Annotated in this window: 15 protein-coding genes; 11 read left to right on the forward strand and 4 right to left on the reverse strand. The window is 65.2% G+C overall.

Annotated features, from left to right (window positions below; translation table 11 throughout):
• The first annotated feature begins 238 nt into the window (after positions 1–238).
• From AB7A72_RS14100 to AB7A72_RS14140, 9 genes are all read left to right on the forward strand, one after another.
• Positions 239–958 (forward strand): DUF4197 domain-containing protein, encoded by a 720-nt coding sequence (locus AB7A72_RS14100; RefSeq protein ID WP_312833822.1) that lies wholly within the window; start codon positions 239–241, stop codon positions 956–958.
• Between the two features lie 3 nt (positions 959–961).
• Complete coding sequence (locus tag AB7A72_RS14105; RefSeq protein WP_369460357.1) at positions 962–1,366, forward strand: YchJ family protein; 405 nt, start codon at positions 962–964, stop codon at positions 1,364–1,366.
• A 28-nt stretch (positions 1,367–1,394) separates the two neighbouring features.
• On the forward strand, positions 1,395–2,090 hold the full coding sequence (locus tag AB7A72_RS14110) for an HAD family hydrolase (RefSeq protein ID WP_312529215.1): 696 nt from the start codon (positions 1,395–1,397) through the stop codon (positions 2,088–2,090).
• 100 nt (positions 2,091–2,190) lie between these two features.
• Positions 2,191–3,825 carry a GMC family oxidoreductase gene (locus tag AB7A72_RS14115; RefSeq protein WP_369460358.1) on the forward strand — a complete coding sequence of 545 codons (1,635 nt, stop codon included), beginning with the start codon at positions 2,191–2,193 and terminating at the stop codon, positions 3,823–3,825.
• A 142-nt stretch (positions 3,826–3,967) separates the two neighbouring features.
• The gene (locus AB7A72_RS14120) at positions 3,968–5,161 is read left to right on the forward strand and encodes an ABC transporter substrate-binding protein (protein ID WP_312529217.1); all 1,194 of its coding nucleotides are present in this window, start codon (positions 3,968–3,970) and stop codon (positions 5,159–5,161) included.
• A gap of 81 nt (positions 5,162–5,242) precedes the next feature.
• Positions 5,243–6,163, forward strand: coding sequence for a branched-chain amino acid ABC transporter permease (locus AB7A72_RS14125; RefSeq protein WP_239810622.1), 921 nt, complete (start codon positions 5,243–5,245; stop codon positions 6,161–6,163).
• Entirely contained in the window at positions 6,163–7,983 is a 1,821-nt protein-coding gene (locus AB7A72_RS14130; protein ID WP_369460359.1) for a branched-chain amino acid ABC transporter ATP-binding protein/permease, read from the forward strand. Before AB7A72_RS14125 ends, AB7A72_RS14130 begins: the two co-directional genes overlap by 1 nt.
• Positions 7,976–8,707, forward strand: a complete 732-nt coding sequence (locus AB7A72_RS14135; protein WP_043338144.1) for an ABC transporter ATP-binding protein — start codon at positions 7,976–7,978, stop codon at positions 8,705–8,707. The genes AB7A72_RS14130 and AB7A72_RS14135 overlap by 8 nt, the downstream gene beginning before the upstream one ends.
• The gene (locus AB7A72_RS14140) at positions 8,704–10,320 is read left to right on the forward strand and encodes a GMC family oxidoreductase (RefSeq protein ID WP_369460360.1); all 1,617 of its coding nucleotides are present in this window, start codon (positions 8,704–8,706) and stop codon (positions 10,318–10,320) included. Before AB7A72_RS14135 ends, AB7A72_RS14140 begins: the two co-directional genes overlap by 4 nt.
• A 42-nt stretch (positions 10,321–10,362) precedes the next feature.
• On the opposite strand, the gene AB7A72_RS14145 is transcribed toward AB7A72_RS14140, so the two are convergent.
• From AB7A72_RS14145 to AB7A72_RS14155, 3 genes are all read right to left on the reverse strand, one after another.
• A complete protein-coding gene (locus AB7A72_RS14145) occupies positions 10,363–11,991 on the reverse strand; it encodes an AMP-binding protein (protein WP_313334451.1) in 1,629 nt (542 codons plus the stop codon).
• 21 nt (positions 11,992–12,012) lie between these two features.
• The gene (locus AB7A72_RS14150; RefSeq protein ID WP_369460361.1) at positions 12,013–12,693 is read right to left on the reverse strand and encodes a glutathione S-transferase family protein; all 681 of its coding nucleotides are present in this window, start codon (positions 12,691–12,693) and stop codon (positions 12,013–12,015) included.
• Positions 12,694–12,811: 118 nt separating this feature from the next.
• Positions 12,812–13,855, reverse strand: a complete 1,044-nt coding sequence (locus AB7A72_RS14155; RefSeq protein WP_239810628.1) for an AraC family transcriptional regulator — start codon at positions 13,853–13,855, stop codon at positions 12,812–12,814.
• Positions 13,856–14,007: 152 nt separating this feature from the next.
• Between AB7A72_RS14155 and AB7A72_RS14160 the strand changes: the two genes are divergently transcribed.
• Positions 14,008–15,720 carry an AMP-binding protein gene (locus tag AB7A72_RS14160; RefSeq protein WP_239810629.1) on the forward strand — a complete coding sequence of 571 codons (1,713 nt, stop codon included), beginning with the start codon at positions 14,008–14,010 and terminating at the stop codon, positions 15,718–15,720.
• Between the two features lie 39 nt (positions 15,721–15,759).
• Here AB7A72_RS14160 and AB7A72_RS14165 read toward each other — a convergent pair whose 3' ends face one another.
• Positions 15,760–17,487 carry a Na+/H+ antiporter gene (locus tag AB7A72_RS14165; protein WP_312418085.1) on the reverse strand — a complete coding sequence of 576 codons (1,728 nt, stop codon included), beginning with the start codon at positions 17,485–17,487 and terminating at the stop codon, positions 15,760–15,762.
• An 82-nt stretch (positions 17,488–17,569) separates the two neighbouring features.
• Between AB7A72_RS14165 and AB7A72_RS14170 the strand changes: the two genes are divergently transcribed.
• Positions 17,570–19,177 (forward strand): carboxyl transferase domain-containing protein, encoded by a 1,608-nt coding sequence (locus AB7A72_RS14170; protein ID WP_239810631.1) that lies wholly within the window; start codon positions 17,570–17,572, stop codon positions 19,175–19,177.
• Positions 19,178–19,194 lie beyond the last annotated feature (17 nt).

Genomic DNA, 19,194 nt, shown 5'->3' on the forward strand with positions numbered 1-19,194 from the left:
CGCGCCGATGATAGTGCGGATTCCCGTGTGAAAGTAGGTCATCGTCAGGCTTTTATACTGATCAACCCCTCTGCTCTTCCCGAGTAGAGGAGTTTTTCTTTTGCGCCGCGCTATCTGGCAGCCGTAACCAGCCTTCGGCTGACCCTCTTTTGCACTTCAGCGCGGGCAGGCAAGCACCTTGGTGCACGGCTCGATGGCGGTGTTTGGCACAATAGCTGTTTGTGTTTCAAGGACTGCCATGACAGAGCAAAGCTGTCTGCGCCAAGCGCAGCGCCGCCGTCTGCTGCATCTATTGGCGCTGCTGGGCGGTGCCGGTGCGGTATCTCCGGCTTTCGCGCTCTCGCTCGCCGATCTGACCCATACCGATGCGAGCCAGGGCATCAAGGCTGCGCTGACCCAGGGTGCGCAGGTGGCGGTGTCCCAGTTGGGCCAGAACGGGGGCTTTTTCAACAACCCCCAGCTGCGCATTCCGCTGCCTGGCTATATGGGTGAAGCGGCCAAGATGATGCGGCGCTTTGGCCAGGGCCGCTATGTAGATGAGGTGGAGCAGGGCATCAACCGGGCGGCGGAGCTGGCCGTTCCGATGGGCAAGGATATGCTGCTGGATGCCGTGCAGCGCATGACGCTGGACGATGCCAAGCGAAACCTGAGCGGCGGTGAAGGCTCGGTAACCACGTTCTTTATGGAAAAAACACGCCAGCCTTTGACCCAGCGGTTTTTGCCGGTGGTGACCCAGGCGACGGGTCAGGTGGGTGTCGTGCAGCAGTACAACCAGCTGGTGGGCAAGGCAGCGAGCTTTGGCGTCTCCAGCGATGCACTGGATCTGAACCAGTATGTGACCGGCAAGACCCTCGATGGCCTTTACGCTGTGATTGGCGAGCAGGAGCGTGCTATTCGCCAGAACCCGCTGGGCAGCGCCAATGCCGCCGTGCGCAAGGTCTTTGGAGCATTGCGCTAAGCCATGGCCAAGAAACCCCCATTGCCCACGCAGCCCGCCTGCCCTTGTGAATCCGGGGCCGCCTACAGCGCCTGTTGCGGCCGCTTCATAGCGGATTTCGAGGGCATGCCAGCACCGGATGCCGAGCACCTGATGCGGTCGCGTTACAGCGCCTTTGTGCTCGAGGAGCGTGCCTACCTGTTGGCGACCTGGCATGCCTCTACCCGCCCGTCTCAGCTGGATTTTGAGCCGCAGTGCCGCTGGCTGGGCTTGCAGGTCAAGGCCTTCGAGCCGGTGGATGGCAGCCATGCCGAGGTCGAGTTTGTCGCCCGTTACAAGCTGCAAGGCCGTGCGGTGCGCCTGCATGAGCGCAGCCGCTTCGTGCAGGAACAAGGCCGTTGGTTTTATCTGGATGGTGACCAGTTCTGATCACCACCTGTTTTTCGAGGATCCCAAAATGAACCCCAATGCAGGCTTTGAGGCCATGCTGTTTGATTGCGATGGTGTGTTGGTGGACAGTGAAGTTATCACCAACCGGGTGTTGTGCACGATGCTCAATGAGGCGGGCTGGGTGCTGTCGTCCGAGGATTGCCTGCAGCTGTTCATCGGCAAGATGGTGCGCAGCCAGAAGGACCTGATCGAGGCCCACACCGGCAAGCCGTTGACCGATGCCTGGATGGAGGAGTTCTATGCGCGCCGCAATGCAGCGCTGGAGCAGGATGTCAAAGCCATCGACGGTGCGGTGGAAGCGATCAAGGCCCTGCATGCCCAGTTCAACGGGCAGATCGCCTGCGCATCGGGTGCCGACCGCAAGAAGGTGGTGATGCAGTTGCGCATTGCCGGCCTGCTGCCCTATTTTGAAGGCCGTATTTTCAGCGGCCATGAGATGCCGCGCACCAAGCCTTTCCCCGATGTCTACCTGGCTGCGGCTGCTGCGCTGGGTGCCGATCCGCAGCGCTGTCTGGTGATCGAAGACAGCGTGACCGGCACCCAGGCGGGTGTGGCGGCCGGCGCTACCGTGTGGGCCTATCACCCGCCTGCGCATGCAGTCTGCTCGCAGGCCGATCTGGCGGCAGCCGGTGCCAGCCAGTTCTTTGAACACATGGACGATCTGCCGCAGCGCGTGGCGCGCGCCTCGGCCCTCGCGGCCTGAGCATGACGCTGCCCACCAGGCGCAGAGGCGGACACTGAAGCGACAGGCCTGATCCCAGGCTGCACCTAGACTTTTCATCTGTTTGCCACCTGGAGTTGTTATGGGGCCTGTGCATGAGTGGGATGCGGCGTTTGACTTCATCATTGTCGGTGCCGGCATGGCTGGCTGCATCCTCGCCAACCGCCTGAGCGCATCGGGCCGCTTCCAGGTGTGTCTGCTGGAGGCTGGTCCACCCGATCACCACCCCTACATCCACATCCCCGCCGGCTTTATCAAGGTCGGCTACAACCCGCGCTACACCTGGCCATTCAAGACCGAGCCCGATGCCGCCACCCTGGGCCGCGAGGTCGTCGCTCAGTTGGGCCGCACCCTGGGCGGCTCCAGCGCCGTCAACGGCTTCAACTATGTGCGCGGCCAGGCCCAGGACTACGATGACTGGGCAGCCCAGGGCGCCACAGGCTGGTCTTATGACGAGGTGCTGCCGTACTTCAAGCGTTCGGAGCGGCGCCTGGCCCTCTGTGACGTGAACTACCGGGGGCTCGAAGGCGAGCTGCCCATCACCGACTGTGACTGGCGCCATCCGCTGTGCGATGCCTTTATCGCCGGCGCAGCCAGCCTGGGCATCCCCTCCGGCAAGGACTACAACGCGGCCAAGCAAGAGGGCGCAGGCTATTACCAGCGCTGGATCCACCGGGGCTGGCGGGTCAGCGCCGCCAAGGCTTTTTTGCGGCCTGCCAAGGGGCGCTCCAACCTGCGGGTCATCTGCCGCGCCCAGGTCAGCCGCCTGGTGATCGAAGGCACACGCGTCACCGGCGTGGAGTACGCGGCCGAGCCTGGCGGCCCGCTGCGGCGCCTGCAGGCCAGCCGCGAGGTGATTGTGGCGGCCGGGGCCATCAATTCGCCCAAGCTGCTGAATCTGTCGGGCCTGGGCGACGCGCAGCGGCTCCAGGATCTGGGCATTGCGGTGCGGCAGCACCTGCCCGGCGTCGGCGAAGGCCTGCAGGACCATATGATGCTGCGCTCCATCGTGCGGGTGCAGAACGCGCCGACGTTGAACACCACCGCCCGGGGCTGGCGGCTCTGGGGCCAGGTGGCGCGTTGGCTGGTCCGCAAGCCCAGCATTCTGGCCATCAGCCCTTCGGTGGCCTATGCCTTCTCATCGGCACAGGCGCCAGGCGCGCGGGCGGATTTTCAGTTCCATTTCTCGCCCGGCAGCTATGCCTCCGGCATTGCCGGCCAGCTCGATGGCTTTCCCGGCATGACCTTGGGCTTTTACCAGCTGCGCCCCCAGAGCCAGGGCCATGTGCGCCTGGCCTCGGCCCATGCCTGGGACAGCCCGGTGATCCAGCCGCACTACCTGCACCATGACGCCGACCAGCGCCTGGTGGTCGAAGGCCTGCGCCAGGCCCGCCGCTTGCTGCACAGCGCCGCCTTGGCGCCCTATGTGGCCAGCGACGAGGCGCCGTCCGCCCAGCTGCAATCGGACGAGGAACTGCTGCAGTTTGCCCGTGAGCGGGGCAGTACCGCCTGGCATTTCATGGGCACCTGCCGCATGGGCGCGGCGGGCGATGGCCAGTCCGTGGTCGACCCCCAGCTGCGTGTGCATGGCATGGCGGGATTGCGGGTCGCCGATGCCTCGGTGATGCCCGCCATGCCCTCCGGCAACACCGGTGCGCCGACGATGATGATTGCGGAAAAGGCGGCGGACCTGCTGCTCGCGGCACACCGCGACTAAGGGGTTGTAGTTACGAACTCTTACTTAGGAGTAAGCCAGAAGAGCGATTGCGGCATCCGCCGCTATATTGAAGAAGACAAGGGCCTCGTGCGTGCAGACGAGGCTGACAAAGAGATTTTGACAACAAAGCAAGGAGACAAACATGTACAAGCTCGTCTATCGTCTGACGAAGGCTGCGGCGTTGGTAGCCAGCGTTTTCGCCTTTTCGGCACAGGCCCAGGACATCAAGATCGGCTACACCGCCGACCAATCGGCCAGCGGCGTGGCCGAGCTGGGCATTTCCGGCCGCTGGGGGTTTGAAGCCGCCATCGAAGACATCAACAAGGCCGGCGGCATCATGGGCCGCAAGCTGGTGGGTGTCATCCGTGATGACCAGGGCACACCGCCCAAGGCCATCCAGACCGTGCAGGAGCTGATCGACAGCGAAAAGGTCAGCGGCATCGTGGGGCCGGCCAACTCCGGCAACGCGCTGGCCTGGCTGCATATTCCGCAGCAAAAGAAGGTGCCGGTGATCGTGCCGATTGGCACGGCCACCGAAATCACCACCCGCTACGCCAAAGAACCGCAGAACTACCTCTACCGCATCTCGATGGTGGACCGCGAACAGGTCGCGTTGCTGGGCGCCTATGCCGTCAAGGCCTCGAAGGACAAGAAGATCGCGATCCTGGCCGATTCCACCGGCTACGGCCAGGGCGGCATCAAGGATGCGACTGAGATTCTGGCGCTGCACGGCGTCAAGCCCGTGGCGGTCGAGAAGTACGGTCCGAAGGACACGGACATGACCTCGCAGCTCAACAAGATCAAGGCGGCAGGCGCGGACACCGTGATCATCTACGGCATTGCCGATGGCGCCGCCCAGGTGCTGCGCAGCATGGAGAAGATCAACTACATGCCCACGACCCTGGGCACCTGGGGCAACCTGAGCTCGCTGCTGCCCAAGATGGCGGGCACCAAGCTGGCCGAGCACCTGATCATGGCGGCCTCGACGACCGAAGACACCTCCGCCAAGACCAAGGCCCTGGGCCAGCGCGTGCGTGTGAACTTCCCCACCCTGACGACCTTCCCCTGCGCTGCCCAGGCCTATGACTCGGTGATGCTGCTGGCCGCAGCGATGAAGCAGGCCAACAGCACCGATGGCGAGAAGGTTGCCGCTGCGCTGGAAAACCTGAACAGCACCGACGGCGTCATCAAGACCTACGACAAGCCCTTCAGCAAGACCAACCATGAAGGCCTGAGCGTGAGCGACTTCTACCTCGCCCGCTGGAAGGGCAGCGACGTGGTGCGCTTTGAGGACAGTGTCTACAAGTCGCTGACACCAGCGGATCTGAAGAAGTAAGGCATCGGCTCGTCAGGCCTGCGCCCGCCCCATGCGGCACGCAGGCCTGGTTTTTTTAGCAGCAATGTGTCTGGGGTACGTATGCTGGATTCGATACTGCAGGCGGTCTTTAGCGGGCTGGCCTTGGGAAGTATTTATGCCTTGGTGGCGGTGGGCTTCAACATCACCTTCAACACCACCAAGACCTTGAACTTTGGCCAGGGCGAGTTCCTGGTCGCGGGCGCGTTTGTCGCGGTCTCGGTACTGCTGCTGCTCGCCGGCAAGAACATCACCGACAGCCTGCTGCCCGCCGATGTCAGCCTGTGGCGCTATGTGCTCAGCCTGCTGGGCACGATGGCCGTCCTGGCGCTGCTGGGCCTGCTGCTGTACTACGCCGCCGTGCGGCCCTTTGTGGGGCGTGGCGGCATGGCCTGGGTGATGAGCACCATCGGCTTTGGCATCATCATCCAGAACACGGCGCTGGCCATCTGGGGTCCTGCCCCTCTGGTCATGCCCTCGCCGCTGGGCAGCGAGGTGCTGCGCATCGGCAATGCCGGTGTGCTGCCCCAGGAGGTGCTGGTGCTGGTCTGCAGCGTGACCGTGTTGCTCGCGCTCGATTATGTGATGCGCCATACCCGCATCGGCAAGGCCGTGCGCGCGGTGGCGCAAAGCGGCAGCGCCGCCACCCTGATGGGCATCAATGTGACGGCCATCGTCGTGCTGGCCTTTGTCATCAGCTCCAGCCTGGCGGGCCTGGCCGGTTTGCTGATTGCGCCCATCACCACGGCATCGGTTTTCATGGGCATGAGCCTGGCACTCAAGGCTTTCTCCTCGGCCATTCTGGGGGGGCTGACCAGCCCGCGCGGCTGCATGCTGGGCGGCTTTGTGCTGGGCCTGATTGAAGCGCTGGTGGGCCTGTGGCAGGCGGAGATGCGCGAGATCAGCATCTTCTTGCTGATCATCGTGGTGCTGGTGGTGCGGCCCCAGGGCCTGCTGGGCCAGAAGATCGTGGAGAAAGTCTGATGAACAGCGAGATCAAGCACTACGGCTGGCTGGCCCTGGTGGCGGCGCTGGTGGCCGCCATCCCGCTGATGACCAGCAACGACTTCTACCTGCGCATCGTCTTTCTGATCGGGGTGAACTACATCGCCGCCTCCGGGCTGAATGTGCTGGTGAACTACACCGGTCAGAAATCGCTCGGCCATGCCGGCCTGTTTGCTGTGGGCGCCTATGCGGTGGCGCTGCTCACCACCCGCTGGGGCTGGAACCCCTGGGCCGCGTTTGCGATGGCCGGCGTGCTGGCCGGCCTGTTCGGCGTGGTGATTGCGCTGCCGGCGCTGCGGGTCAAGGGCCCGGCGCTGGCCATGGTGACCATCGGCTTTGGCATCGTGGTCGAGAAGGTGGTCTCCGAATGGCAGGATGTGTTTGCCGGCCAGCAGGGCATCTATGGCGTGGTGCCGTTGAAGCTCGGCGATCAGATGTTTGCCTCGTCGCACTGGGTCTGGTTTGTGCTCGCGCTGTGCGTGGTGCTGCATCTGATGTTTCGCCACCTGCTGGCCGGGCGCTTTGGCCGCGCCTTCATGGCCGTCAACACCGCCGAGGTGGCGGCCGAGAGCGTCGGCGTCAGCGTCTACAAGTTCAAGGTGCTGGCCTTTGTCATCAGCGCCTTTACCTGCGGCATCGCCGGTGCGCTGATCACGCAGCAGAACCAGTACATCAACTCCGACTTCATCACCTTCAACCTGTCGGTGTTCTTCCTGCTGGTGGTGCTGTTTGGCGGCAATTCCGTCTATGGCCCGCTGCTGGGTGCGGTGGTGCTGACCTTGCTCGATTCGCTGCTGTCGCGCTGGCCAGGTGTGCAGCATTTCACCTATGGTGCGCTGTTGCTGTTTGCGCTGTACGCCATGCCCAATGGCCTGGCCGGCACCTTGCGCAGCCTGGCGCGCAAATATGCGCCGGGCCTGCTGCCTACGCCGCAGCTGCCGCGTGATCTGCCGGCCTGGCAACTCAAATCGGCCGCGCCGCTGGCCAGTACCGGCAGCGAGGGTTTGCTGGACGGCCGCGGCATCTACAAGGCCTATGGCGGCGTGGTGCCGACCAATGAGGTGGATCTGTGCATCAAGCCCGGCCATGTGCATTCGCTGATCGGGCCCAATGGTGCGGGCAAGACCACGTTGCTCAACATCCTCTCGGGCATTGTGGTGCCCGAGCGCGGCACCATCCAGTTCGCGGGGCAGAGCATTGTCGGTGTCTCGCCCAACCGGATTGCCCGCATGGGCCTGGGCCGCACCTTCCAGAACCTGCGGCTGTTCAGTGACATGACGGTGCTCGACAACGTCAAGGTCGGCTTGCATGCGCATATCCAGGCGGGCTTCTTTGCCAGCCTGATCGGGGTGGGCAAGGCCCGGCGCGCCGAGCTGGCTGCGCGGGATGAAGCCTTGCAGATCCTCGACCGCCTGCAGCTGCGCGACAAGGCGCTGCATACCGCAGGCAGCTTGCCCTATGGCCTGCAGCGCCGGCTGGAGCTGGCGCGCGCGCTGGCCACCCACCCGCGTTTGTTATTGCTCGATGAGCCGGCCGCCGGCCTCAACCCGCAGGAGACGCAGGAGCTGATCCAGGTGATTGCGCGCATCCGCGATCTGGGCATTACCGTGCTGCTCATCGAGCACCATATGGACCTGGTGATGGCGGTGTCCGACCACGTGATCGTGCTCGACTACGGCCAGAAGATTGCCGAAGGCACGCCCCAGCAGGTGCAAAGCAATCCGCGGGTGATTGCCGCCTACCTGGGCAGCGACGATGAATCCGAGGACGACGCGATGAACGGAGGCACCCATGCCTGAGCAAACACCATTGCTGCGTGTCGAGGCGCTGGAGCTGCACTACGGCGCTGTGCAGGCCCTCAAAGGGGTGTCGCTGCAGGTGCATGCCGGTGAGGTGGTCACCATCATCGGTGGCAATGGCGCGGGCAAGAGCACCCTGATGAAGGCCATCTCGGGCCTGGAGCCCACTGCAGCGGGCCGCATCGAGTTCCTGGGCCAGGACATCACCCGCATGCCCGGCCACCTGCGCGTGCCCTTTGGCATCGCCCAGTCGCCCGAGGGGCGGCAGGTGTTTGCCGACCAGAGCGTGCATGACAACCTGCTGCTGGGCGCCTACCACCGCAAGGATGGCGCCGCCGCGATTGCCGCCGATGTGGAGCAGCAGTTCAACACGTTCCCTCGGCTGCGTGAACGCCGCGCGCAGATGGCCGGCACCATGTCGGGCGGCGAGCAGCAGATGCTGGCGATTGCGCGTGCGCTGATGTCGCGGCCCAAGCTGCTGCTGCTCGATGAGCCCTCGCTGGGCCTGGCGCCGCTGATCGTCAAGGAGATCTTTGCAATCGTGCGCCAGCTCAAGGCGCAGGGGGTGACCATCTTGCTGGTCGAGCAGATGGCCAACCAGGCGCTGGCGGTGGCCGACCGCGCCTATGTGCTGGAGACCGGCCACTTCACGTTGCAGGGCGCAGCGGCCGATCTGCGGCGCGACCCCAAGGTGCGTGCCGCGTACCTGGGAGCCCATGCATGAGCGCGCCGGCCGCCGACAGTTTTGACTATGTGGTGGTCGGCAGCGGCGCGGCCGGAGCCATCGTCGCTGCCCGCTTGGGCGAAGACCCGGCGCTGCGCATCTGCGTGCTTGAAGCCGGCCCGCCTGACCACCGGCCCTACCTCAAGCTGCCGGCCGGCTTCATCAAGGTGATCTTCAACCCGGCGGTGGCCTGGCAGTTCAGCTCCGAACCGACGGAGCGCACCGCTGGCCGGCGCATTCCGCTGCCCCAGGGCAAGACCCTGGGCGGCTCCACCTCCATCAATGGCCTGGTCTACAACCGGGGCCAGCGCGAGGATTTCGACGGCTGGGCCGCGCAGGGCAATGCCGGTTGGTCCTATGACGAGGTGCTGCCGTATTTCCAGCGCAGCGAGCATTTTGTCGATGGCGGCGATCCGGCACTGCGCGGCCACAACGGCCCGCTCAAGGTCAGCCTGCCGCACTGGCCGCACCCGATTTGCGAGGCCTTTCTGGAAGGCGCCGCCGAGCAGGGCCTGGCGCGCAACCCGGACTACAACGGCGCCTACCAGCAAGGCGTGGGCTATTTCCAGCGCAGCATCCACAACGGGTGGCGCATGAGCACGGCCGGCTGCTTTCTGCGCCCGGCCGTGCGGCGCGGCAACCTGGATGTGCGGACCGGCGCGCAGGCGCTGCGCATTCTGGTCGAGGGCGGCCGCGCCTGCGGTGTGGAGTACCTGCAGGATGGTGTGCGGCGCCAGGTGAGGGCGCGGCGCGAGGTGATTGTCAGCGCCGGCGCCATCAATACACCGAAGCTGCTGCAGCTGTCGGGCATTGGCGATGGCGAGCGGCTGCGCGCGCTGGGCATTGCCACGCAGGTGCACCTGCCCGGTGTGGGCCAGCACCTCAAGGACCATTTCTCGGTGCGGCTGGTCGCCTCGGTGAAGAACGCCACCACCATCAACGAGCTGGCACGTGTGCCACGTCTCTGGGGCCAGGCCTGGCAATGGCTGCGCGGCAAACCCAATATCCTGCAGCTCAGCCCCTCGGTGGTGCACTGGTTCGCGGCCTCGCAGCCGGGGCGGGAGCGGCCCGATCTGCAAGGCGTGTTCTCACCGGCCAGCTACCGTGAAGGCTACGTGGGCCAGCTCGATGTGTTTCCGGGCATGACCTGCGGCGTCTGGCAGCACCGGCCGCAAAGCATGGGTACGGTGCAGCTGGCCTCCGACGACCCACTGGCCGATCCGGTGGTGCAGCCACGCTATCTGGAGGACGAGGGCGACCGCCAGACCTTGATCCGTGGCGTGCGGCTGGCCCGCGCCTTGCTGCAGAGCCAGGCGCTGGCGCCTTACCGGGTGGACGAGGTCATGCCGGGGCCGCAGGTGCAGTCCGATGACGAGATCCTGGACTTCATCTACCGCTACGGTGTGTCGTCCTACCACCTCAACGGCACGGCGCGCATGGGGCCCAGGCCCGAGGCGGGTGCCGTTGTCGATGCTCAGCTGCGCGTGCACGGCTTGCAGGGGCTGCGGGTGATCGATGCCTCGGTGATGCCCGAGATCACCTCGGCCAACACCTGCGCGGCCACGATGATGATTGGCGAAAAGGGCGCCGATCTGCTGCGCCGCGCAGGCTAGACTCCCGGCACTCCTCGCCCTGCAGCAGCGGGCCCGGCGCGGTCAGCGCTTTTTGTGCGCCCGCATGTCCAGCACCTGGGGCAGGCTGCGCACATCCTGGCCTGCGGCCAGAATCCGGTGCTTCTGGATCTTCTGCGTGCCGGTGGTGGGGATCTCGTCGGTGAACCACCACCAGCCTGGCACCTTGTAATAGGCCATCTCCTGCTGGCAGAACGCGAACAGCTCCTGGCAGATGGCAGTGCCGGGCGCCACACCTTCGCTCAGCACGATGCTGGCCAGCACCTCTTCTTCGCGGATGTCATCGGGCGCGGCCAGAACGGCCACCTGGTGCACCTTGGGGTGGGACAGCAGCACGGCCTCCACCTCGGCGGCCGCAATGTTCTCGCCGGAGCGGCGGATGATGTTCTTGCGCCGGTCCATGAAGTGCAGCAGGCCATCGGGGTCCTGCACCACGACATCCCCGGTGTGGAACCAGCCGCCCTCCCAGGCCTTGGCGGTGGCCTCGGGGTTGTCCAGGTATTCGCTGAAAAAATGCTTGCGCGGCGTCTCGGCCGAGTGGCGCACCAGCATCTCGCCAGGCGTGCCGGGCGGCACCGGCTGGCCGCTCTCATCGGCCACCCGCACCTCCAGCCCCGGTGTACCCCGGCCAAAGGAGCGTGTGCCCACCTGGCGGTCGTCGCCATGGTCGGAGAGGGTGCGCACCACCTCGGTCATGCCCCACAGCTCGATCAGCGGAAAGCCAAAGCGCTGCTCGAAAGCGGCATGCAGCTGCGGCTCCACCCCCGCGCCATAGCCAAAGCGCACGCAGTGCTGTTTTTCCCAGTCGGATGGCGGCTGCTTGAGCAGCAGCGGAATGATCACGCCCAGGTAGTGGACGATGGTGGCGCGGCTGCTGGCCACCTCTTCCCACCAGCGGCTGGGCTGAAAGCGGTCGGTCTGGATCTGGCAGCCACCGCTCAGCAGCATGCAATAGAACGACAGGATGGAGGCGTTGACATGGAACAGCGGCAGCGGGTTGAACAGGCGCTCGCGGCCTTCCTGGATCGACACATGGCCTGGGTGGGATGCATACCACTTGCCAGCGGCCAGCTCATAGGCATGCGACAGCACGCAGCCCTTGGGCTGGCCGGTGGTGCCGGAGGTGTAGAGGATGCTTGCAGGCGTATCGGCACTCAAGCGGCCCGACGGCTGCGAGCGTGCTGCTGGCAGTGTGATGGCGCTGCCATCTTGCGGATCGGTGCAGACCAGCGCCGGCTGGTTGCGCGTGTCCTGCAGGGACTGCTGCAGCGCCTCCAGCCGCTCGGGCAGGCAGACGACCAGATCCAGCTGCGCATGGTCGATCAGGTAGTTCAGCTCGCGGCGCTTGTAGTCGGGGTTGATGGGCACACAGCAGATGCCCAGGCTGTTCATCGCCAGCTTGTGCCAGAGGTGCTCGGGCCGGCTTTCCAGAAACAAGCCCACGCGGTGGCCCACGCCATAGCCGGCCGCCTGGTAGCTCGCCTGCAGCCGCGCAATATGGGCGCCGGCCTGCGTGTAGCTGAACTCGCAGCCCTCGGGCAGGTAACTGCGCTTGGGGTTGGCCGGCACTGCCAGCAGGCTGTGGTCGGGGTAGCGCGCCATGGCGGCCTGCAGTGCCTGGCCAATGGTGGTCTGGTCGGTGATGGCGATCATGTCGAGGGCTTCCAGGCAAGGTCAGGGCCGGATCAACGGCGACGGAATGGGGTCGATCTGCTGGTCCAGCGCGGCCTGCTTTTCGGCCTCCAGGCTGCGCAGGAAGGCGGCGCGCTGTTGCAGCTGCATCCAGTAGTGCTGGGTGGCCGGCCCCCATTGGGACGACATGCCCAGGTAATCCGACAGCATCAGCGCATAGCCCACGGCCACATCGGCGGCCGTGAAGCGGCCTGCGCAGAGGTAGGGCTGGTTGTCCGGCATCGCCTGGGCGGCGGTCTCCAGCGCGCGCAGCCGCCCCAGGAACCAGCGCTCGTAGTCTTCAGCCACCTGGGGCTGGCGCCGCACGGCGGGCTCAAAGAACTGGTAGCGCAGCACCAGGGTCTGCGGAAAGGTCAAGGTCGCATCGGACATGTGCAGCCAGTTCAGGTAGCTGCCATAGGCGGGGTCGCTGGGCTGCACGTCCAGGCGCTGGGCGGGGTCGCGGCTGGCCAGGTACTGGCAGATGGCGGCGGACTCGGTCATGCGCGTGTCGCCGTCGATCAGCAGCGGCACGGTGCCCAGCGGGTTGAGCGTCAGATAGTGCTTGGCCAGTGCGCGGGGCGGAAAGGGCAGCATCTGCAGCCGGTAGGGCAGGCCCAGCTCTTCCAGCATCCATAGCGCGCGGAACGAGCGCGCGCTCGCACAGTGGTACAGCTCGATCACAGCAAGTCTCCATCCGATGTTGTGCCGCCATCTTGGCACGAATGGACGCCAGTGGCTGCCCTGCAGGTGTCAGCCAGGTTGCAAATCGGGCCGGTGTCAGGCCCGCATCTGCGGAGCCTCAGGCCGGCGGCCGGGTGCTCTTGCGGTACTCGGCCGGGGACATGCCCATCCAGGTGCGGAAGGCGCGGATAAAGCTCTTGTCATTGCTGAAGCCGGCCAGCTGCGCGATCTGCTTGATCGGCCGGTTGCTGCGGTGGAGCAGGGTCAGCGAGCGTTCGCGCCGCACCTCGTCCTTCAGGGCCTGCAGCGATGCGCCCTCGTCCTTGAGCTGGCGGTGCAGGGTGCGCAGCGACAGATGCAGCTTGGCCGAGAGGCTGTCGGCGCTGTGCATCGCCGAGGGGTCGGCGGCCAGCAACTGGCGCACGCGCTGCACCATCAACCGGTCGCGGCGGTAGGGACGCACGGTGAGCGGCAGCGCGCGCTGCAGCATGCGCTGCAACGCCGCTTCGTCGCGGGCAATCGGCAAGGCCAGGTAGCGCGCATCAAACTGCATGCGGGTGACCGGTGCGCCAAACTGCACATCGCCAGGGAAGAGCAGCGCATACACATCGGCATGGGCGGGTGCGTCGAACGGAAAACTCACCTTGAACAGCGGCAGCGACGAATCGACAAACCAGCTCGACAGCCCATGCATATTGCGCAGCATGGAGACCAGGCAGAACTCGCGCAGCTCGCCCAGGCCGGTGTGTTCGATGATCTCGACCGTGGCCGTCTCGCCCTGCACCTGCAGGCTGAGCGCCAGGTCATCGGTGAGCAGGCCATGGTGGCGGCACCAGCGCTTGAGCGCCACCCCCAGGTTGGGGCTGGTGAGCGAGGCGCGGGCCAGCATGCCATAGCTGCCCCAGGGCAGGCGGCGGCTGAACCAGCCCAGGGCCTCGTCGTCCAGCTCCTGCATGGCGGCGTCGGAGAGGGTTTCGAACTGCAAGGCGGTGATGCCAGGGCCGTCTTTTTCGACCGCCAAGGGATCGATTTGCGCCAATTGCAGCGCACGATCCGCACTCAGCCCCCGGTGCTGGTAGGCACGGGCGATCGCCCGGACAAAGGCCATGGGCGTGACTGCGGGGTGGTGCACGACGGCAGAAGAGGGCAGGGGTTTGGGCATGGAGGGTGGGGTTTAAATAGCGCCAAGCAGGGCCATTGTACTGGCGACATTTGCAACCATCCTGCCATCATTTGCGCGGCACGCTCGCGTATGCTGAAAGACAAGGAAAAAGGCCGCCGACCCGGCTGGTTGGGCGGCGGACAGGAGACACCATGAGCGAGACCAGATTGACCAGCAGCTATGCACGGGGCGCCAGCGAGCCGCGCCTGCTGAACAAGACCATCGGCCAGCAACTGAGCGAGACGGCGGCCCGTTTTGGCGCGCGTGATGCGCTCATCAGCCGCCACCAAGGCCTGCGCCTGAGCTACCAGCAGCTGCTGGCGCAATCGCAGCAACTGGCCAGTGCCTTGCTGCGTGCCGGCATCGCCAAAGGCGACCGGGTCGGCATCTGGTCGCACAACAATGTGGAATGGGTGCTGCTGCAGCTGGCCACCGCCCATGTGGGCATCATCCTCGTCAACATCAACCCGGCCTACCGCACCTCCGAGCTGGCCTATGCGCTGAACAAGGTGCAGTGCAAGGCGCTGTTCGTGATGGAGCGCTTCAAGACCAGCGACTACCTGGGCATGGTGCGCGCGCTGGCGCCGGAGTTGGAAACCCAAGGCAGCGCCGCACTGCAGATCGCGGCGCTGCCCGATCTGCGTCTGGTGGTCTGGATCGATGTCGCAGGCCAGGGCCAGGAGCAGCCGGGCATGCAGCGCTTCTCGCGCTTTATCGCCAGCGGTGAGGCAGCCGACCCGCAGGTCGCGCAGATCGGCGCCACCTTGACGCCTTACGACCCGATCAATATCCAGTTCACCAGTGGCACCACCGGCTTTCCCAAGGGCGCCACCCTGACCCACCGCAATATCGTCAACAACGGCTATTTCATTGGCGAGGCGATGCGCCTGACCGAGGAAGACCGGCTCTGCATCCCCGTGCCGCTCTACCACTGCTTTGGCATGGTGCTGGGCAATATGGCTTGCATGACGCATGGCGCGGCCATGGTCTACCCCAATGATGGCTTTGATGCGCTGACCGTGCTGGAGACCGTGCAGGCCGAGCGCTGCACCGGCCTGCATGGCGTGCCCACGATGTTCATCGCCGAGCTGGACCACCCGCGTTTTGCCGAGTTCGACCTGTCGAGCCTGCGCACCGGCATCATGGCTGGCTCCCCCTGCCCGATCGAGGTGATGAAGCGCGTCGTCAGCCAGATGCATCTGTCCGAGATCACCATCGCCTACGGCATGACCGAGACCAGCCCGGTCAGCTGCCAAAGCTCGACCGATACGCCGCTGGACAAGCGCGTGTCCACCGTCGGCAAGGTGCATCCGCACCTGGAGGTCAAGATCGTCAGCCCCGAGACCGGCGAAACCGTGGCCCCCGGCCAATCGGGTGAGCTCTGCACACGCGGCTACTCGGTCATGCATGGCTACTGGGGCGACGAGGCCAAGACGCGCGAGGCCATCGATGGCGATGGCTGGATGCACACCGGCGACCTGGCCACGATGGATGCGGAAGGCTATGTGAACATCGTCGGCCGCATCAAGGACATGGTGATCCGGGGCGGCGAGAACATCTACCCGCGCGAGATCGAGGAGTTCCTCTACACCCACCCGCAGGTGCAGGATGTGCAGGTGGTGGGCGTGCCCGACAGCCGCTTTGGCGAGGAGCTTTGCGCCTGGGTCATCGTCAAGGCCGGCCAAAGCCTGGATGCCGAGGCGCTGCGCAGTTACTGCAAGGGCCGGGTGGCCCATTACAAGGTGCCGCGCTATATCGAGTTTGTCGAGGCCTTCCCGATGACGGTGACCGGCAAGATCCAGAAGTTCAAGATCCGCGAGGCGATGATCGAATCGCTGAAGCTGGATGTGAGCAAGACCGCCTGAGACCGGCAGAGCGCCGCCATGCAGCACCCGTTTGAACGATCAATGCCCTTCCAGCTTGGCAGCCTGCTTGGCGGCGGCGCGGCGGGCCACTTCCAGGCGCTTGCGCAAGGTGATCTCGCTCAGGTCCAGCTCCTGGACCAGGCTGCGCAGCGATTCGTCGTTGATGCGGTTGTTGTGCCGCTCTGCGTAGATGGTGTGGCGCTCGACCTTGATGCAGTTGAGCCGCATCTCCAGCTCGGCCACATAGCGCAGGCGCCGCTCCTGCACGGCGTCGGGCGTGGCCAGGTCCTGCACCTCGGCCGATTCGGGCGTGCGCTCTTCGTCGAGCAGGTCGATACGGTTGCGGTACTCACGCGCAATCCGGCCTTCGATTTCATGCTGCTGGGCCTGCCATTCGGTGGGTTGCTGGGCGGCATCGTCGTCACTCATCGCCAGGCTGTTGATCGCTGCGCGGCAGGCTGCAATGCGCGCCTGGCGCTCTTCGCGCACCGATTCGGGCTCGCTCGTCGCCTGCACGCGGCGCAGCACCAGCGGCAGGCCGATGCTGCCGATCACCAGGGTGAACAAGATCGTGCCGGTGGCCAGAAAGATCAGCATGTCCCTTGCCGGAAACGGCTGGCCGTTGTTCAGCAGCAGCGGCACGGACAGCGCACCGGCCAGCGTGACCGCTCCGCGAATGCCCGCCAAGGTGGTGGCCAGGTTCAGCCAGAGATCGGGTTTCTTGATCAGCTTGCCGGCCTGGTGGGCCTTGTGCAGGCTGCGGCTGACGCCCAGCATCAGCCAGATCCAGCGCAGCGCCAGCAGCGCGATCGAGATGATGGCCACATAGCCCACCAGAATCCACCAGTCATGGCCGGCATCGCGCAAGGTCACGCCAATAATCGACGGCAGCTGCAAGCCCAGCAGCAGGAAGATCGCGCCGTTGAACGCCGATTCGACCATCGCCCAGGTACCGGCGGTCTGCATGCGCTCGGAGATGTAGTCGGCCCGGTTCAGGTCGCCAAAATTGGTGGCCACGCCAGCGGCCACGGCCGCCAGAATGCCGGAGACGCCAATCTTTTCACCCAGCAGGTAGGCCGCAAACGGCAGCAGCACCAGCAGCAGCACCATCTGGGTGGCCGCCACATCGCCCAGGCGGCGGGTGACGGTATCGCGCAGGTAGCTGAAGCCCCAGCCCACCGCCGCACCCACGCCCAGGCCGCCCAGCGCGATCCACAGAAATTCCTGCGTGACCTGGGTCCAGGAGAACACGCCGGTCAACGTGGCGGCGATGGCGAATTTCAGCGCCACCAGGCCCGAGGCATCATTGAGCAGCGACTCGCCTTCGAGCACATGCATGGTGTGGGCCGGCATGCCCAGGTTGCGCGTGATGGCCGAGACGGCTACCGCATCGGTGGGCGATATCACGGCGGCCAGCGCAAAGGCCACGGTCAGCGGGATCTCCGGAATCATCCAGTGGATCAGGTAGCCCAGGCCAATCACGGTAAACAGCACCAGGCCAAAGGCCAGCCGCAAAATAGGGCGGTACAGCGCAAAGAACTCGCGCTTGGGAATGCGCCAGCCGTCGGCAAACAGCAGCGGCGGAATGAACAGCAGCATGAACAGGCCGGGATCGAAATCGATATGCAGGCCTTGTTGCGGCCAGGACAGCGCAGCGCCCAGCATGATCTGGATCAGCGGCAGCGGTATGGCCCGGATGTAGCGCGCAATGATGCCGGTGACGGCACCGATCATCAGGACGAGCAGGACGGTTTCGACGGTGTGCATGGTGCGGATTCGTTTGGCAGCAGACTATTTTTAAAGAAAACGCGTTTCTGAACGGAACGCTAGAACATTGAAGAGGACAAGCATGAGCAAACTCGCAACCCAGCTGAATGCCCGGTCGGCAGATTTTCAGACCAATGCGCAAGCCATGCGCAGCATTGTGGAGGACCTGCGGGCCCAGTCTGCCAAGGTGGCGCAAGGCGGTGGTGAAGCCGCACGGGCCAAGCACCTGGGCCGGGGCAAGCTGCTGCCGCGTGACCGCGTGCAGATGCTGCTGGACCCCGGCACGCCCTTTTTGGAGCTGGCACCGCTGGCTGCACTGAACATGTACAACAACGATGCGCCCGGCGCGGGCCTGATTGCCGGCGTGGGCCGGGTCAGCGGGGTGGACTGCATGATCGTGTGCAATGATGCCACGGTCAAAGGCGGCACCTACTACCCGATGACGGTTAAAAAACATTTGCGCGCGCAGGAAGTGGCGGCGCAAAACCGCCTGCCCTGCATTTACCTGGTCGATTCGGGCGGCGCCAACCTGCCCAACCAGGACGAGGTCTTCCCTGACCGTGAGCACTTTGGCCGCATCTTCTACAACCAGGCCAATATGTCGGCCCAGGGCATTGCGCAGATCGCCGTGGTCATGGGCTCCTGCACCGCCGGCGGCGCCTATGTGCCGGCGATGAGCGATGAGTCCATCATCGTGAAGAACCAGGGCACGATTTTCCTCGGTGGCCCACCGCTGGTGAAGGCTGCGACCGGCGAGGTGGTGAGCGCCGAAGACCTGGGCGGCGGGGATGTGCACACCCGCCTGTCGGGTGTGGCCGACCACCTGGCCGACAACGACACCCATGCGCTGGCGCTGGCCCGCAAGGCCGTGAGCCATCTGAACAAGGCCAAGCAGCCCCATGCCGCGGACAAGGCGCCGCAGGCACCGGCCTACCCGGCCGATGAGCTGTATGGCGTGATTCCCGTCGATACGCGCAAGCCTTTCGATGTGCGCGAAATCATCGCCCGCATTGTCGATGGCAGCGATTTCGACGAGTTCAAGGCCCGCTTTGGCGCCACCCTGGTCTGCGGCTTTGCCCGGGTCGAGGGCATGGAGGTCGGCATCATCGCCAACAACGGCATTCTGTTCAGCGAATCGGCCGTCAAGGGCGCGCACTTCATCGAGCTGTGCTGCCAGCGCAAGATTCCGCTGGTCTTCCTGCAGAACATCACCGGCTTCATGGTGGGCCGCAAGTACGAGAACGAGGGCATTGCCCGCCATGGCGCCAAGCTGGTGACGGCGGTGGCCACGGCCAGCGTGCCCAAGTTCACGATCATCATCGGCGGCAGCTTTGGCGCCGGCAACTACGGCATGTGCGGCCGAGCCTACAGCCCACGCTTCCTGTGGATGTGGCCGAACGCACGCATCAGCGTGATGGGCGGCGAGCAGGCGGCCAGCGTGCTGGCCACGGTCAAGCGCGATGGCATCGAGGGCCGGGGCGGCGCCTGGACGGCGGAGGAGGAAGAGGCCTTCAAGGCACCCATCCGCCAGCAGTACGAGGACCAGGGCCACCCCTACTACGCCTCGGCACGCCTGTGGGATGACGGCGTTATTGACCCGGCAGACACCCGCCGCGTGCTGGCGCTGGGCCTGGCCGCCACCCGCAATGCACCGATCGAAGACACCAAGTTCGGCGTCTTCCGCATGTAAGGCCCTGAGACAGAGAG

This window comes from Comamonas sediminis, from assembly GCF_041107495.1.
In the GTDB taxonomy this organism is placed as follows: Bacteria; Pseudomonadota; Gammaproteobacteria; order Burkholderiales; family Burkholderiaceae_C; genus Comamonas; species Comamonas sediminis.

Bases quoted from the DNA above. Each gene is read 5' to 3' on its own strand.
- AB7A72_RS14105 (WP_369460357.1), top strand. From the start codon at position 962: ATGGCCAAGAAACCCCCATTGCCCACGCAGCCCGCCTGCCCTTGTGAA.
- AB7A72_RS14160 (WP_239810629.1), top strand. From the start codon at position 14,008: ATGAGCGAGACCAGATTGACCAGCAGCTATGCACGGGGCGCCAGCGAG.
- AB7A72_RS14110 (WP_312529215.1), top strand. From the start codon at position 1,395: ATGAACCCCAATGCAGGCTTTGAGGCCATGCTGTTTGATTGCGATGGT.
- AB7A72_RS14120 (WP_312529217.1), top strand. From the start codon at position 3,968: ATGTACAAGCTCGTCTATCGTCTGACGAAGGCTGCGGCGTTGGTAGCC.
- AB7A72_RS14135 (WP_043338144.1), top strand. From the start codon at position 7,976: ATGCCTGAGCAAACACCATTGCTGCGTGTCGAGGCGCTGGAGCTGCAC.
- AB7A72_RS14155 (WP_239810628.1), bottom strand. From the start codon at position 13,855: ATGCCCAAACCCCTGCCCTCTTCTGCCGTCGTGCACCACCCCGCAGTC.
- AB7A72_RS14100 (WP_312833822.1), top strand. From the start codon at position 239: ATGACAGAGCAAAGCTGTCTGCGCCAAGCGCAGCGCCGCCGTCTGCTG.
- AB7A72_RS14130 (WP_369460359.1), top strand. From the start codon at position 6,163: ATGAACAGCGAGATCAAGCACTACGGCTGGCTGGCCCTGGTGGCGGCG.
- AB7A72_RS14125 (WP_239810622.1), top strand. From the start codon at position 5,243: ATGCTGGATTCGATACTGCAGGCGGTCTTTAGCGGGCTGGCCTTGGGA.
- AB7A72_RS14145 (WP_313334451.1), bottom strand. From the start codon at position 11,991: ATGATCGCCATCACCGACCAGACCACCATTGGCCAGGCACTGCAGGCC.
- AB7A72_RS14115 (WP_369460358.1), top strand. From the start codon at position 2,191: ATGGGGCCTGTGCATGAGTGGGATGCGGCGTTTGACTTCATCATTGTC.
- AB7A72_RS14170 (WP_239810631.1), top strand. From the start codon at position 17,570: ATGAGCAAACTCGCAACCCAGCTGAATGCCCGGTCGGCAGATTTTCAG.
- AB7A72_RS14140 (WP_369460360.1), top strand. From the start codon at position 8,704: ATGAGCGCGCCGGCCGCCGACAGTTTTGACTATGTGGTGGTCGGCAGC.
- AB7A72_RS14165 (WP_312418085.1), bottom strand. From the start codon at position 17,487: ATGCACACCGTCGAAACCGTCCTGCTCGTCCTGATGATCGGTGCCGTC.